Origin of the sequence: Luteitalea sp., from assembly GCF_044337415.1 — a bacterium.
In the GTDB taxonomy this organism is placed as follows: Bacteria; Acidobacteriota; Vicinamibacteria; order Vicinamibacterales; family Vicinamibacteraceae; genus Luteitalea.
Window position 1 is genome coordinate 37063 of the sequence record NZ_JBIINP010000015.1, and the last position, 15660, is coordinate 52722.

12 protein-coding genes are annotated in these 15660 nt (G+C 70.2%); 6 read left to right on the plus strand and 6 right to left on the minus strand.

Annotated features, from left to right (window positions below):
• Positions 1-9 precede the first annotated feature (9 nt).
• Together ACIRDX_RS04745 and ACIRDX_RS04750 are read left to right on the plus strand one after the other, a co-directional pair.
• Positions 10-933, plus strand: a complete 924-nt coding sequence (locus ACIRDX_RS04745; protein ID WP_396624253.1) for a proline dehydrogenase family protein — start codon at positions 10-12, stop codon at positions 931-933.
• Between the two features lie 179 nt (positions 934-1112).
• Positions 1113-1952, plus strand: coding sequence for an amidohydrolase family protein (locus ACIRDX_RS04750; RefSeq protein ID WP_396624254.1), 840 nt, complete (start codon positions 1113-1115; stop codon positions 1950-1952).
• A gap of 94 nt (positions 1953-2046) precedes the next feature.
• Here the strand turns inward: ACIRDX_RS04750 and ACIRDX_RS04755 are convergent, their stop codons facing one another.
• The gene (locus tag ACIRDX_RS04755) at positions 2047-3066 is read right to left on the minus strand and encodes a ThuA domain-containing protein (protein WP_396624255.1); all 1020 of its coding nucleotides are present in this window, start codon (positions 3064-3066) and stop codon (positions 2047-2049) included.
• A 119-nt stretch (positions 3067-3185) separates the two neighbouring features.
• Positions 3186-3974 carry a sterol desaturase family protein gene (locus ACIRDX_RS04760; RefSeq protein WP_396624256.1) on the minus strand — a complete coding sequence of 263 codons (789 nt, stop codon included), beginning with the start codon at positions 3972-3974 and terminating at the stop codon, positions 3186-3188.
• A 118-nt stretch (positions 3975-4092) separates the two neighbouring features.
• Between ACIRDX_RS04760 and ACIRDX_RS04765 the strand changes: the two genes are divergently transcribed.
• The 4 genes from ACIRDX_RS04765 (at position 4093) to ACIRDX_RS04780 (ending at position 10121) form a co-directional block, all read left to right on the plus strand.
• Positions 4093-5475 carry a Gfo/Idh/MocA family protein gene (locus ACIRDX_RS04765; protein ID WP_396624257.1) on the plus strand — a complete coding sequence of 461 codons (1383 nt, stop codon included), beginning with the start codon at positions 4093-4095 and terminating at the stop codon, positions 5473-5475.
• 120 nt (positions 5476-5595) lie between these two features.
• The gene (locus ACIRDX_RS04770; protein ID WP_396624258.1) at positions 5596-6132 is read left to right on the plus strand and encodes a hypothetical protein; all 537 of its coding nucleotides are present in this window, start codon (positions 5596-5598) and stop codon (positions 6130-6132) included.
• Between the two features lie 39 nt (positions 6133-6171).
• On the plus strand, positions 6172-9159 hold the full coding sequence (locus tag ACIRDX_RS04775) for a response regulator (protein ID WP_396624259.1): 2988 nt from the start codon (positions 6172-6174) through the stop codon (positions 9157-9159).
• 71 nt (positions 9160-9230) lie between these two features.
• Positions 9231-10121: a metallophosphoesterase family protein gene (locus ACIRDX_RS04780; RefSeq protein WP_396624260.1), complete on the plus strand. Its 891-nt coding sequence runs from the start codon at positions 9231-9233 to the stop codon at positions 10119-10121.
• A 137-nt stretch (positions 10122-10258) separates the two neighbouring features.
• Here ACIRDX_RS04780 and ACIRDX_RS04785 read toward each other — a convergent pair whose 3' ends face one another.
• From ACIRDX_RS04785 to ACIRDX_RS04800, 4 genes are all read right to left on the minus strand, one after another.
• Positions 10259-12757, minus strand: coding sequence for a VWA domain-containing protein (locus ACIRDX_RS04785; protein WP_396624261.1), 2499 nt, complete (start codon positions 12755-12757; stop codon positions 10259-10261).
• Positions 12758-12876: 119 nt separating this feature from the next.
• Positions 12877-14721: a VWA domain-containing protein gene (locus tag ACIRDX_RS04790; RefSeq protein ID WP_396624262.1), complete on the minus strand. Its 1845-nt coding sequence runs from the start codon at positions 14719-14721 to the stop codon at positions 12877-12879.
• Between the two features lie 306 nt (positions 14722-15027).
• Positions 15028-15438: a PIN domain-containing protein gene (locus tag ACIRDX_RS04795; protein WP_396624263.1), complete on the minus strand. Its 411-nt coding sequence runs from the start codon at positions 15436-15438 to the stop codon at positions 15028-15030.
• Position 15439: 1 nt separating this feature from the next.
• Entirely contained in the window at positions 15440-15643 is a 204-nt protein-coding gene (locus ACIRDX_RS04800) for a type II toxin-antitoxin system VapB family antitoxin (protein WP_396624264.1), read from the minus strand.
• Between the last annotated feature and the right edge of the window lie 17 nt (positions 15644-15660).

Sequence of the window (15660 nt, forward strand, 5' to 3'; positions counted from 1 at the left end):
ATGCACCCCGTGCGCAGCATTCTGCTCGCCGCCTCCGAGAACCGCTGGATGCGGACCAACGCGACCAAGCTGCCGGTCTTCCGGAAGGCCGTGAAGCGCTTCATGCCCGGTGAGCAACTCGAGGACGCCCTCGGCGCCGCGCAGGTGCTGGCGCAGCAGGACCGCATTGCGACGGTCTTCACGCGCCTCGGCGAGAACGTCACCGAGATGGCCGAGGCCGACGCGGTCACCGATCACTACGTGGACGCGTACGGCCAGATCGCACAGCGCCACCTCGACACGCAGATCTCGGTCAAGCTCACGCAGCTCGGGCTCGACATGGACAAGGCGCGCTGCCGGGATCATGTCCGCCGGCTCGCTGCGCGCGCGGCCGAGGCGGGCTCCATCCTCTACATCGACATGGAGCAGCACCCGTATGTCGATGCCACGCTGGAGCTGTATCACGCGGTGCTGGCCGAGCACCGCAACGTCGGCGTCTGCCTTCAGTCGTACCTGTACCGCACCGAGAAGGACCTGCAGGCCATCGTCGCCGCCGGCGGCGCCGTGCGGCTGGTGAAGGGCGCCTACAAGGAACCGGAAAGCGTCGCCTTCCCGAAGAAGGCCGACGTCGACGCAAGCTACCTGTCGCTCGCGAAGACGATGATCGGCGCCGAGGCCCGCGCGAAGGGGTTCCGCGCCGTGTTCGGCACGCACGACACGTCGATCATCGCGGCCATCCAGCAGCACGCGCAGGCCACCGGCGTGCCGCGCGACGGCTACGAGTTCGCGCTGCTCTACGGCATCCAGCGCAGCGTGCAGTTGCAGCTCGCGCGCGACGGCTACCAGCTCCGCGTGCTCATCAGCTACGGCGACTACTGGTTTCCCTGGTACATGCGCCGCCTCGCCGAACGCCCCGCCAACGTCTGGTTCGTGGCGAGGACGATGTTCAGTTGACGCCTATGGCTCAAGGCTCAGGGCTCAAGGCTCAGAGAGCATCCTGAACGATCCCGAGGAACTCGAGTCCCGACCCGTCGGCCCCGAGCCTGTGCTTTTCGAGCCCCGAGCCCGTGCTGTTTGAGCCAGGAGCCTTGAGCCGTGAGCCTGTTCCTTGAGCCCTGAGCCCTGAGCCACCTGTGAACAGAATCGATTCCCACCAGCACCTCTGGCAGTACGACCCGGTCGAGTACGGGTGGATCGGCGCGTCGGCGACCGCCCTCCGCCGCGACTACCTGCACGCGGACCTCGCGCGCGAGCTCGACGCGGCGCGCATCGACGCGGCCGTCGCCGTGCAGGCGCGGCAGTCGCTCGCCGAGAACGACTTCCTGCTCGCGCAGGCCGAGGCGTCGAAGGGACGCATCGCCGGCGTGGTGGGCTGGGTCGACCTGCAGGCCGACGATGTGAACGCGGTGCTGGAACGGTACGCCGCCCGTCCGCGGTTCGTCGGCGTGCGGCACGTCGTGCAGGGCGAGTCCGATCCCGGGTTCCTCGCGCGGCCGGCGTTCAACCGGGGCATCGAGCGCCTGCGGGCCCACCGCCTCGTCTACGACGTGCTCGTCTACGCCCCGCAGCTACCGGCCGCCATCGTGTTCGTGGATCGCCACCCGTCGCAGCCGTTCGTGCTGGACCACATCGCGAAACCCGCGATCGCGTCGGGACGGTTCGACGAGACCTGGGCACGGGACTTCCGCGAGATCGCCAAGCGACCGCACGTCGTGTGCAAGCTGTCGGGGGTCGTCACCGAGGTGCGCGACGCCTCGTGGTCGCCGGCCCTGATTGGCCCGTACCTCGACCTCGCGCTCGAAGCCTTCGGACCGGCCCGCCTGATGTTTGGCAGCGACTGGCCGGTCGTGCGCCTCCGCACCGAGTACATCGACTGGGTCCGTACGCTCGAGGCGATTACCGCTACGTGGTCGCAGGCCGAGCAGTCGGCGTTCTGGGGCGGCAACGCGGCGCGCGCCTACGGCCTTCGATAGCGGCCCCTCGGGAACAATCCCGATGCCTCTCCGCATCGGGTGGACGGCGACACCTCGCGGCCTCGAGCGGCTGGGCGTGGGTCGTGTCGTACCGCTACTTCGGGCTGGCCTTCGGAATCGCCGTGTCCCAGCCCGCCATGTCGGACGGCTTCATCCCCTTGACATGGCCGTCGAAGGCAAACGTCGTCGGGCGGAATGGACCAACGAAACTGATGTTGCCGTCCGGACGGATTGCCGCATCGAGCCCCGCAGCCCAGAGCGTCGCGTTGACCGCCATCCGCCGGAAGCCGTCGTTGAGGAGATCCTCTGACGCACCGTGGGTCGTCGTGAAGACGCGGCCGGGCTTGCCGGGCGTCTGCTCGTACGTCCGGTACCAGGCGACGGGCACCTGTTTTTTGTCTTCTGCAGGAGGAGCGTCGGCGGTCATTCCGTTCAGGATCTGACCGACCGCCAGGACGGTGCTGCCGGCGATGGGATCCGCCGTGTAGCCGCCGGACTGGACCCAGACGTCCTTGACGCCGCGCAGGATGGGATGACTCATCTGGTCGGGCTGCAGAACCAGGCGTGAGCTCTGCGTGTGGTTGCGACCGTAGTGCGACACCCACGTCTCCCCGAGAATCTGGCGGCCGAAACCGCCCGGGAAGTCGGCGGCGGGGTCCTTCGCGCCGTTGTTCCAGGTGTACTTCAGAAACTTCGCGTCCGGTCGCTTGATCTGAAACGCATGCGTCGAGGTGCGGTACCCGACGACCGGCCCGCCGCGATCCAGGTAGTCGACGATGTGTTGCATCTGATCGTCGGGAAAGTCCTGGAAGCGCAGGAAGAGGACGAGGAGATCGGCCGTCTTCAGCGCCTCGAGCCCCGAGATGTTCGAGCTGCCCGGCTCGATGAACCCGGTCTTCGGGTCGGTCGTGAAGAACACGCTGCACTTGAAGCCGTAATGCCGCGCCATGATCCGCGCCAGCGCCGGCAGCGACTCCTCCCCGCGGTACTCGTGGTCGCCCGCCAACCACACGATATGCTTGCCGACCCCCGGCCCCTTGTCGCCCTGATAGACGACCATGTGCGGATTCTGGGCCATCGCCAGCGATGGGAAGAGCAGGCAGGTCGCGGCCACCAGCAGCAGGACCGCAAACGCTGTCATCCGGGATGTGATCCTCTGACGCATGCGGGTCGATCCTACACCCCGGCTGATCCGACGCGTCCATCGCCACGTCCTCGGACGTCAGCGTGTCCCTACCCTCGTCGGAACGGCTGCGTCAGGAGCCGGTCCACCCGCTGGTCCTTCGCGCTGCGGAACCGCGAGACACCCAGCGTCATCGTCTCGTGCGGATGAAGGGGCTGCGCACGGTAGGTGCCGAACAGGCGGTCCCACCATGGCAGGTTGAAGCCGTAGTTGGTATCGGCCTCAGCGCGATCGACCGAGTGGTGCACGCGGTGCATGTCGGGCGTCACGAGAAGCCACCGCGTGACGCGGTCGGCCGTCGGCGACAGTCGCAGGTTCGCGTGGTTGAACATCGACGTCGCGTTGAGCAGCACCTCGAAGAGCACCACCGCGCCGGCCGGCGCACCGAGCGCGACGATCACCGCGGCCTTCCAGCCCAGCGACAGCAGGTACTCGATCGGGTGGAAGCGCACCCCTGTCGTCACGTCCACGTCGACGTCGGCGTGATGCACCCGGTGCAGGCGCCACAACACGTCCACCTTGTGCATCGCGACGTGCTGGGCCCAGATGGCGAGGTCGAGCACGAGCACGGCCGTCCCCCACGCGACGACCGGCGCGGCATCGACCGCATGGAGCAGCCCCCACCCCTGCCGAGCGGCAAGCATCGCCGCGGCCACGGCGCCGGCCGGGGCCACCACGCGCATGGCCACGGCGCCCGCGGCCACCAGGCCCAGGTTGTGCGGCCAGCGCTCCACGCGCCGGAGCGCCCGGGCCCGACGGGGGCGAAGCGTTTCCGCCACGGCCAGCGCCCCCAGGACACCCACGAACACCGCCAACCGGACCATCGTCTCGCCCTGCATCACCCTCCCAGAGTATGCTGTGCCCGTCTTCCGACTCCCGTGCCGGCGCCCTCCGCCTGTTGCCCGCCGACACCGTCGGGCCAGTCGTCTTCACCGTACGACGCTCACGGAGAGTGCCATGACCCGCCAACCCTCGCGGCGACGTTTCCTCACCCAATCGGCGGCCGGCGCGGCTGCCACCCTCGGCGCCGCCTCGGCCGGCTCGTCCGTGCTCTCGGCGGCATCGCAGGATCGCGTCGCGGGCGCGAACCGGCGCGTGCGCGTGGCGCTCATCGGGTGCGGCGGCATGGGCAACAGTGACCTGCGCGACATGCTCAAGGCCGGGGCACAGCTCGTCGCCCTGTGTGACGCCGACGACCGCCAGGTCACCAAGACCGCGGCCTCGATGAGCAAGCAGTTCAGCCAGACCGCCGAGTTCACCACGCGCGACTTCCGCAAGGTGCTCGACCGGAAGGACATCGACGCCGTCATCGTGGCCACGCCCGACCACTGGCACGCGCTGCCGACGGTGCTGGCCTGCCAGGCCGGCAAGGACGTGTACGTCGAGAAGCCGCTGGCGCTGACCATCGGCGAGGGCCGCGTGATGGTCGACGCCGCGCGCACCTACGGCCGGGTCGTGCAGATGGGCACGCAGCAGCGCAGCGCGAAACACTTCACCGATGCCGTCGAGTACGTGAAGAGCGGCGCGCTCGGCAAGATCCGCGTCGTGAAGACCTGGGCCTACCAGGACTGGATGGGCAACATCCCGGTCAAGCCCGACGGCCCCGCGCCGTCCGAGGTCGACTACGACATGTGGCTCGGCCCCGCCAAGCTGCGGCCGTTCAACGAGAACCGCTTCCACTTCAACTTCCGCTGGTACTACGACTACTCGGGCGGCCTGATGACCGACTGGGGCGCCCACATGATCGACATCGCCAACTGGGGCATGGGCGTGAAGGCGCCGAAGTCCGCGGTGTCGGTGGGCGGCAAGTTCGGGTTCCCGGACGATGCCGAGGAGACGCCCGACACGCAGCAGGCGCTCTGGGAATGCGACGGCTTCTCGATGATGTGGGAGCACGCGACGTCGATCGGACAGGGCCCGTACATGCGTGACCACGGCGTGGCCTTCCACGGCAACAACGGCGTGCTGGTCGTCGACCGCGGCGGCTGGGAAGTGCTGCCGGAGACCGAGACCGTCAAGGGCAAGAAGTCGTACCGCATGACCGGCGAGCCGCGGAAGGGCACGGGCGGCGAGGACTCGCACCTCAAGCACGTGCAGGACTTCCTCGACTGCATGGACACGCGCAAGGCGCCGCGCTCCGACGTCGAGGTCGGTCACAACTCGATGATTGCCTGCCACCTGGCCAACGTCGCGTTCCGCCTGAACCGGCGCGTGCAGTGGGATGCCGACAAGGAGCAGTTCATCGGCGATCCCGAGGCGCAGAAGCTGCTCATGCCGACGTATCGCGGCCCCTGGGCGCTGCCGAAGATCAGCAAGCCGACCTCGTCGGCGTCGAGGTAGGCGCCCCGGCGCCGGTCCGGCGCCGACGACCAACTAAGGTTTGCCCGCCCGGCGCCGAATTACCGGGGTAAGGCAAACCTCGTGCGGTCGTCCCGGCGCTGGCCCCCTCCCTTGGTCGTCTTGGTCGCCATTCTGGCGGCGCGCTGTGGCGCGCCGCCCGGGGACGCCCCGGCGACCGACACCGGCATCGCCGCGGCCCGCAGCGGACGCGCGCTCGAGGTCGAGGGCGTCGTGACGTACGCCGACCCGACGTGGCAGCTCTACCTGCTGGCCGACAGCACCGGCGTCATCCACGTGCAACCGGGCGTCGCCGAGCCTCATTTCCGTCCCGGGTCGGTGCTGCGCCTCGCGGGATCCGTGCGCCTGGTCGACGGCCATCCCGTGCTGGTCGCCGAGCGCTTGCTCGCTGCGAGGGACGCCGAACTGTCGGAGGCGCCGACCGTGTCCGGCAGCGCGGTCGCCGAGGGCCGATTCGACGGGCGGCGCGTGCGGGTCTCCGGGGTCATCGATGCCGCCCGGATCGAACAGGCCCGGCTCAGGCTGGACATCGTCACCGCCGACCGCCGCATCGTCGCGTGGCTGCGTCAGGGGTCGGCCTCCGACGCCGGGCCATTTCTCCATCAGGCCGTCACTGTGGTCGGGGTGCCATTCCGGTAGACCCGCGACGCTCGCACGCGCGGCGCGTCGGAACTGCTCGTGGAAGGCATCCCCGATCTGCAGCGCAGCCGTGCCCAGACGCTCGCCTCCGACACCGCACACCCGCAGGCCCCCGAATACCGCGACGCTGCGACGTTGCGCAGCGAGTCGCACGCCTCGGCCCTGCTCGGCCGTCCGGTCACCTTGCGCGGCGTGGTGACCTACTACGACCCGGCGTGGCGACTGCTCTTCCTCCAGGACCACACCGCCGGGATCTTCGTCGACCTGCAGGGACGGGACCCCGGCGTGGGGGCGGGCGATGCCGTCGTGCTGCGCGGCACGAGCAGCCCGGGCGATTTCGCACCCTCGGTCATCGCAGAATCCGTGACCCGGATCGGCAGCGCCTCATGGCCGCCGCCGGTGCAGCCAGCCATGCCGCACCTGGCGGCAGGACTGCTGGATTCGCAGTGGATTCGGGTCGCCGGCATCGTCCGGCGCGTGCGGGCGGATCGGCAGCAGCACCTGCAGATGACGATGGTCGTCGACGGAACCCGCCTGGAGGTCCAGGTGCCGTCGTTCACGGGCGCCGCGCCTGCAGAGTTGGTGGACGCGCACGTGCAGGTGGACGCGGTCGCCGGCGCCATCTTCAACACGCGGGGACAACTGACGGGCATCCAGTTGCTCGTGCCCAGCCTGGACCGCGTGCGCGTGCACACCGCGGCGCCGAGTTCCCCCTTCGCGTCGCCGGTACGCGCCACCGATACCCTGCAGCGGCTCGTTGCCCCCGAGCGACTCGGTCATCGCATCCGCATCAGGGGCGTCGTGACGCACGCCAACGGCACGACCGTGTACGTGAGCGATGCCGTGGGTGGCGTCGAGGTACAGACCTCGGAGCGGCACGGGGTGGCCCCCGGCGACCTGGTGGATGCCCTCGGCTTCGTCGGACGGGGTGCGGTGAGCCCGATCCTGGAGGATGCCGTGCTGCGGGTGGCCGGGCGGGCCGCCCTGCCGACACCGGCCGTACTGGACGCCGTGCGCGTGCGCGAGGACGTGGTCGACAGCCAGCGGGTGCAGGTGGAGGGGCGGCTCGTCGAGCGCGTGTCGATGCCCGATGGGATCCAGTTGTTGCTCGAGGATGGCGGTGAGGTGTTCTCCGCGATGCTGGATGTCGGCGCCGGAGCCCGGCAGGCGCCCTGGCGCATCGGCAGCCGGATCAGGGTCGTTGGCGTGTGCAGGCTCCTGACGCCCCGCGATGGTGGGACGACGGCGCGGAAGGCCGAGGTGCTGGTCAGCAACGCCGACGACCTCCTGCTGCTGACCTCGCCCCCGTGGCTCACGCTGCGCGCCGTCCTCCTGACGCTGGCGATGACCAGCGTGGTGGCGCTGCTGGCCAGCGCCTGGATCATCCTGCTGCATGCGCGTGTCCGGGCGCAGACCCGCGAGTTGCAGGACGCCAAGGACGCCGCCGAGGCCGCCAGTCGTGCCAAGAGCGAGTTCGTGGCCAACATGAGCCACGAGATCCGGACACCGATGAACGGCGTGCTGGGGATGACCGAAATCCTCCTCGGCACGCGTCTCGATGGAGACCAGCGGCAGTACGTCGAGACGGTGCGCAGTTCGGCCGACGCGTTGTTGCACGTCATCAATGACGTGCTCGACTTCTCGAAGATCGAGGCGGGCAAGCTCGAGTTGGTGCGGGCGCCGTTCGATCCGCGCGAAATCGTGGGCGAGGCCCTTCAGGCCCTTGCTGTACAGGCGCACGGCAAGGGGCTGGAGCTCACCTGGCGCGTCGCGCCCGCGGTCCCTGTCGCGCTCATGGGCGACGGCGATCGACTGCGGCAGGTGCTGCTGAACCTCGTCGGCAACGCCATCAAGTTCACACACGACGGCGCGGTCACGGTGGAGGTGACACCGGCGGCGGCCGGCGCGTCTGCCCGTGACGGCGCGGCGCGGGCGGTCCTCTTCTCCGTGCGCGACACGGGCATCGGCATTCCGCCCGAAAAGCAGCAGTCGATCTTCGAGGCCTTCACGCAGGCCGACGGCTCCACGACCCGCAGGTACGGCGGCACCGGGCTGGGCCTCTCCATCTCGCTGCGGCTGGTGAAGATGATGGGCGGATCGCTGACCGTGGAGAGCGCGCCTGACCGCGGCAGCGTCTTTGCCTTCACCCTGCCGCTGCAGGAGGCCGAGGCCGCGGCGCCTGCGCGGGTGCTCGCGCCGCTCGGCGGCCGGCGGGTGCTGGTGGTGGACGACCACGACGTGAACCGCGAGATTCTCGCCGAGCTGTTGGGCTCCTGGCGTGTCGCGGTGGCCACCGCCCCGGACGGCGCCACGGCGATGCGCCTGCTCGACACCACCGAGAGCGACCCGCCGTTCGACCTCCTGATCGTCGACCGGCACATGCCGGGCGAGGACGGCTTCGCGCTGATCGAGCGCGTCCGCGCCCTTCCCCGCCGGCCGGCCGTCCTCATGCTGACGTCCGACATCGAGGTCGGAGACCTGGCCCGTGGAGAAGCGCTGGGCGTGGCGCGTCACCTGACCAAGCCCGTGCGCCCGGCGGCGTTGGCGGCCGCGATGAGCGAGGTGCTTGGCGGCGTGGCCGTCGAGGCACACCTCGCAGCGGACGCCGTGACACCGACAGCCGCGCAGGTGTTGCGCGTGCTGCTGGCCGAGGACAACCAGGTGAACCAGCGTGTGGCCTGCGCGATGCTCCGCAAGCGGGGCCATCACGTCACCGTCGCCAACAACGGGCGCGAGGCCGTGGACGCGGTCGCCCGAGAGACCTTCGATGTCGTGCTGATGGACGTCCAGATGCCCGAGATGAACGGGTTCGAAGCCACCCACAGCCTCCGCGAACGCGAGCGCGGGACGGGCAGCCGGTTGCCCATCCTGGCAATGACCGCGCACGCCATGACGGGCGACCGGGAGCGATGCCTTGCCGCGGGCATGGACGGGTACGTGACCAAGCCGATCACCTACGCGGCACTGGTGGCCGAACTGGAGCGATTCGGCTCCGGCCGCGAGGCACGGCTGGAGGCCGCAGGGTAGAGCCCGGCCGAGGACCGGGCACGTTGCGGGCGCGTTGGCGAATCGTCACGCGGGTGGCGTATAAACGCCGCATGCCGTTGCTTTCGTCGCCCTCGTCCCGCCGCCAGTTCCTCGCCGCCACCGCCGGCGCGGCGGCCGCCAGCCTCACCTTCCCCGCCGCGTCCAGCGGCTCGCAGGGCGGCGCGGCGCGTCCGCTGCGCCTCGCGCTGCTGTCGGACACGCACATCCCGGCCGATCCCGCCGAGCGCTATCGGGGCTTCTCGCCGGTCGAGAACCTCACGAAGGTGGTGCCGCAGGTCAGCGCGGCCAAGGTCGACGGCCTGATCCTCGGCGGCGACCTCGCGCGCCTCAAGGGCCTGCCCGAGGACTACGCGCGGCTCAAGGATCTGCTGGCCCCGCTGACGAGCACGCTGAAGACGGGCATGGTGCTCGGCAACCACGATCACCGCGCGAACTTCCTGCAGGCCTTCGGGGCGACGGTGCCCGCGGCGGCCGTGCAGAACAAGTACGCCACGACCAACGAGGCCGGCGGCCTGCGGTTCGTGCTGCTCGACTCGCTGCTGGCGCCCGACGTGACGCCCGGACAGCTCGGCTCCGCCCAGCGCGCGTGGCTCGGCACGCAACTGGCCGCGTCGACGACGCCCACGGTGATCGTGGTGCACCACACGCTCGGCGCCAACGACGGCGAACTCGTCGATGCCGAGAAGCTCTTCGAGGTGCTGCGCCCGCACACGCACGTCAAGGCCATCATGTACGGCCACTCGCACAAGTACGAAGTGATCGAGCGCGAGAAGATCCAGCTCATCAACCTCCCAGCCGTCGCCTACAACTTCAACGACAGCGAGCCCACCGGCTGGATCGAGAGCGTGTGGACGCCCGAGGGCGTGGACCTCACGCTGCGGGCCATCGGCGGCAACATGGCCGCCAACGGCCAGACGACGTCGGTCCACTGGGCTCGGTAGGGTCGTGCGGGACGAACGGTCGCACTGAAGTGCGACCGCCACGAACTGATGTTTCGTGGCCGTCGAGAATCGAGGGTTCGTGGCCGTCGACCTTCAGGTCGACGGTCAGTGATGCGACGCGGAGCGCCTGACGGCCCTTACGGCACCCGCACGAACCTGACGCTGCCGGCGACGTCGGTCAGCCCCACCACGACGAACGGGCGTGGGGGCTCGGCCGAGGCAGGCACCTCGGCAAGGGGCGTGGCCGTCCACTCCACCACGATGCCGCCCGGCTCGGTGGTGACGCGCGTGATGCGCGGCGTGACGGGCGGCCCATCCTCCGCCACCACGGCGAGCAGCGTGACCCGGTCGAAATCGATGTTCGGCGCCGCCTGACGCGTCGGCAGCGTTCGCCAGAACGTCATCCACTCGGCCTCGGTCCTGATCACCAGGGGCCCTCGACGCGCCGTGCGCGCGAGCGGCCCGGTCGCCACCGAGAGCGGCGTCAGTGTCCGCGGCGCGGGAGGTGTGGTGGCCGACGGTGCCGCGGTGCCTGCCTCGCCGACCGGGGCCGAGGCGGGCTCCTCGCTGGCCGAACTGACCACGCGCGAGGCCGACGGCACGCCGACGGCCCCCACCTCGAGCCGCACCGGGATCGCATGCGCGCTCGTGCGGCCCTTCTCGCCGTCGACGGCTTCGACGAGGAGGGTGTACGCGCCAGCCGGGATGCCGTCGGTGGTGAGCACACCCGTGGCGCGCAGGCGCGACGGGCCACTGAGCTCCGTCTGTGCCACGACTTCGCGCACGTCCTTCCCCGTCGCGTCGAGCAGGCGTGCACGAACCGCCGCGCGCGCCTCGCGCACCGCGTCGCCAGCGACTTCGACCTGGTACGCGAGCGGATGCCCCGGCGGGAACGCGCGCGCCAGCGTCGGACGCACACCGTCGGCGTCTTCGCCGAGCAACGTGGGCACACCGAGCACGAGAGCGCCAGACGGCGTCCGCATGTCGATCGGGTGCAGGAGCAGGCCGGTGCGCTGGCCGTCGGGCGTCGACGCCGCCACGCGGAGCTGGTACTGCCCCGGCTCCAGTGTCAGCGTGATGCTGCCTTCCCACGCGTCGGCGGTCGACGGGCGACGCATCGCGAAGCGCTCGACACTACCCACCTTCCCCGTGTCATCGGCGGCCAGCACGAGCAGGTCGATCGACTCGGCATCGACGGCAGTGTCGGGCTCTACACGCACCGTCACCAGCGCTCGGGCCGGTCCATCGGTCGCGAACTGCGGTGCCACGTGCGCGCGCAGCGCGAGGGTGCCGAACGGCACCCCACCCTGGATCACCTCGCGCAGGCGCGCCGTCGCGACATCGGTCGATGCGGGCGGCGCGGCCGGCGCCGCGCTGGGGGGACCGACGATGAAGGCGCGGCGCGACGACACCTTCGCACCTCGGCGCTTCACCTTCACCTCGATGCGGTGGCGTCCCTCGATGGCCGACGCCACCGACTCGTAGGCGAGGACGTACGACGCGAGGTTCTGCCGCACGACCTCGGCCGCGAGCTTCTCGACGTTGTTGGCGTTCTGGATCCAGCGGCCGCCGGTGTCGCGGGCGATCTGCGTGAGCGGCACACGGACCATGTCGTCGGTGCCGAGCGTCATCATGGATCCGCCTGGCCCCTGGAACGTCGTGGCGCCCGTGCCCATCCGCACGCGGCCTCCGGTTCGGCGATCCGGCCGGCCCATGCCGCCATTCGGTCCGGGGATGCTCACCGCGTTCTCCTGCGGGTCGATGGCATAGACGGTGACGTCGCCGCCCAGCAGGCGCTGGAGACCGGCAAACTGCGCCTGCTGGTTGCCCTGCGGGTCGAGTGGCGAGACGCCCATGTCGGTCACGACCCACACGAGGACCTTGCGGCGGGACCCGGTACGCGAGAACAACTCGCCGACGGCCTGCAGGGCGCGGGCCCGACGAGCCGCGCGCGTCGGGTCGGCGCAATCGGGCGAGTTCACCACCTCCGACCCGACACCGCACGGCGCATCCACCGAGCTCGGCGTCGTGGCAATGCCCATCGGGTTGGCCAGTTCCGCGCCGACCATCACCAGTTGCCCGCGGAAGGCCTGGACGCGCTCGACGTGCCCCTGATTCGGCCGTCCGAGGGTGACGAGCGCGCCACCCTCGCCGCTCGTGTTGACGACGCTGACGAGCGCGTCCGGCGGCATCGCGCCGAGCACGCCGAGGCCCGCGCGAATGGCGCGGTGCGAGTCGTAGGCGCTGATGTTGAGGTCGTCGAGGAGCAGCACGAACGCCGGTGCGTCTGCGAGGTCGCGGTTGGTCACCACCTCATCGAGCCGGGTGCCCCGAGGGAGCGGCGCGGTGGCCGCAGGTGGCGCGCCGGCGCGCGTCGCATCGAGGAACCGCAACGAGGCGATGGGCCGGCGCTCGCCGTCCTCGAGCACCTCGAAGTCGTCCTTCGTGAGCCCGACGACCACCTGCTCGTCGTCGCCGGTGACGACAGCCGAGACTTCGACCAGCGAGATGCCGCCGCGAAACGTCGGCCGCTCCTGCGGCGCGGGTTGCTGTGCGGACGTGCTCAGCGACAAGGCCGCCACGGCAGTGCCCACGAGGGCGATGTGAGGTGCCCACCGCCCGGTCCGGAGTGCCATGCGCTCGATTCCCGACTCCTGCTCCGCGCTGCCGACTGCCGCGAATCGGCCGGCTCGGAGAGCCGGCCCTACCGTACCCCGTACCCGGAACCCCGTACCCGGAACCCGGTACGCGGTGCCTACGGCGTCATGACCTTCTTCGCCTCGGGATCGACGAACGCGGTCGGCTTGGGCGACTGGTTGAGCGCCATGAGGGCGGCCGCATTGGCCGGCGCGCCGGCCTCGACGGCGATGTCGAGGTACATCGACCCGCCACGCCCCGAGCGCTGGTCGACGGTGGCCACGCGCACCTGATGAATCCCCGGCGCGAGGTCGATGCACCAGATGGTGCGCAAACCGAGTGCCCCGAGCATCTCGACCTGCTGCGGCCCCACCTTCAGCTCCGCCTTCTTCTGCGTCGCGTTGGCGATCTTGCCGTTGTCGTCGATGCTGAGGATGGCCTGCTCGATCGACACGCGGTCGCCCTCGATGCCCTCGACCAGCGGTCCCCCGGCCGTCTCCGTGACGACCGCGTAGCGCGTCTTGCCCTTGTGTTCGCCGATGGCAATCATCTGCACCACCATGGGCAGGGCGTCGATGGGCACGATGCCCGAGAGCAGCGTCCGCATGTTGGCCGACAGGCTGCCCGGCACCTTGAGGGTGTCGGGGTTGGCAGGCGGCGGCATGTAGCCCTTGCGCGTGTACACCTTCACGCCAGGCCGCTTGACGCGCACCTCGATCGGGCGGATCTTGCTGCCCTTCACTTCCTTGTCGGGCTCGTAGCTCACCACGTAGTAGTCGCTGGCATCGCGAAGCACGCGGTCGACGGCTCCACCGAGATCGTTGGTGTCCACCAGCGACACGCCACCGGTGAGCGCCGCGAGGTCGCGCAGCTGGTTCTTGGCCTGGATGAACTGCGTGAGCACGTTACTCAGGTCCTCGTGCGCAATCTCGCGGCCGCCGAACCCGCGCGTGCCGGCCTCGCTGCCGACGTCGACCTGGCGCGTGAATCCCTCGATCATCCGGTCGGTTGGCAGGTCGAGTCCCGCGGGGTTCATCGGGTAGACGGCGAGGTCGGCAACGGAGGCTTCCGCCAGTGCGTCGAGCATGGCGCCAGTCGTGTCGGCACTGAGCGCGCCCGAGGTGGTGATCGCGCCACCCACCGAAGACCCCTCGGTGAGGAAGACCAGCGACTTGCGCCTGCCGCTCACGTCGCGCACCGCCGCCGCGATGCGACCGATGGCGTCGTAGGTGTCCTCGAGACGCATGGCCCGCTGCTGCTCCGAGGCCGCGAGACCCGGCGTGCGCGTGCCGTTCAGGAGCGGGTTCGAGTAGGTCTGCGGCGTCTGCCGCATCTCCAGCGTGGGGTCGGGCAAGCGCAGCCCACCGAACGAGTCGATGATCTCCAACGCGCGGCGCCGGTCGCGCACGAACCCCGCCGTGGACATCGTCGGCGCACTCGTCAGGCCGACGAACAGGAGGTCCGATGGCGCCAGGTTGGCCACGAGGTACCGCGCCGCCTCACGGGCCTTCTGGGTGCGGCGCGCGTCGATGTGCAGGTCGTCGATCAGGATCCCGATGACCCGCGACGAGGAACTCCAGGCGTTGGTGACGAGCGCCGTGGCCGCGTTGGGGTCACTCGGCGAGTCGACCGTATCGAGGGGGATGGATCCGCCGTGGTACGTGTAGGCGACGAACGACTGCAGGTCCTGCTTCCGGCCGCCGTCGTAGATCTCCACCTCGTCGGCGCGCAGGTCGCGCACCGGCTTGCCCTCGGCGTCCACCACCAGCGCGCTGACCTCGACGCGGGTCACCTTCATGCGGAAGGTCGGCCGCGCATCGGTCCCCACGTTCGTGTCGAGCGGCATCGTCGGCAGGTCGCGCGACGTGGGTTGGTTCCGCATGCCGCTCATGATCTGGGCGGACACGGACGACGACAGGCACAGCACGGCACACGCCACAATCGGCGCAACGCGGAGAGTCATGGTTCCTACCTCGACGCGGGCAGCGGCAAGCGGTGAAGGTTCAGTGTAAGGCCGAATGCCGGGAATGCGGCGAATGCACGAATTCAGGGGGCTGGGGGCTGGGGGCTGGGGGCTGGGGGCTCGGGGCTTGGGGCTTGGGGCTTGGGGCTTGGGGCTCGGGGCTCGGGGCTGGGGCTTGGGGCTTGGGGCTTGGGGCTTGGGGCTTGGGAAGGCGGAAGGCGGAAGGCGGAAGGCGGAAGGGAGGTAAGGAGGAAGGGCGAAGGGGAAGGACGACGGGCGCGGCAGGTGCGCCCGCCAGGGGGGCCGTCAGGGGCGCTTGCCCCGCCGCGCCGGACGCGTCTCGCCCGACGGCAGATCGACGATCTGGTCGAAGTCCGCGTCGGCGTGCAGCAGGTCGGCGGCGTGATGATGCGCGCACGCCATGACCAGCAGGTCGACGGCCGGCACGCTCACGCCAGTCGTGCGGCAGGAGCGCGCCAGCGAGTACACGTGGTCCCACACGTCAGCTGTGACCGGCAGTTCGGGCACGACCCGCTCGAACTCGCGCAACAGCGCCTTCTCGCGGTCGCCGCCGGCGCCATTCCACAGCTCGAGCCGCACCGGCGGGCACCACCTGGCGTCGCCGGCGCGCAGCGCGGCCTCGACCTCCCGCCGGACGCCGGGGTCGCCGTCCGGGCGGAGGAAGTGGATCCAGGCCGACGTGTCGATGAGGACCACGTCAGGCCTGACGCCGCAACGCCTGCAACTCGGTGGTGCCGATCAGGTCGGCGCAGGTGCCGGCGTGCTTGACCAGCTCGGCCATGCGGCGCCGCGCGTTGAACTCGGCGATCGCCGTCACGATGGCCTCCCGCTTGGTGGGCGCCTTCGTGAAGCGCATGACATCCGCCAACTCGTCGTCGGGAATATCCAGACTGGTCTTCATGAATCCAGACTAGCGTC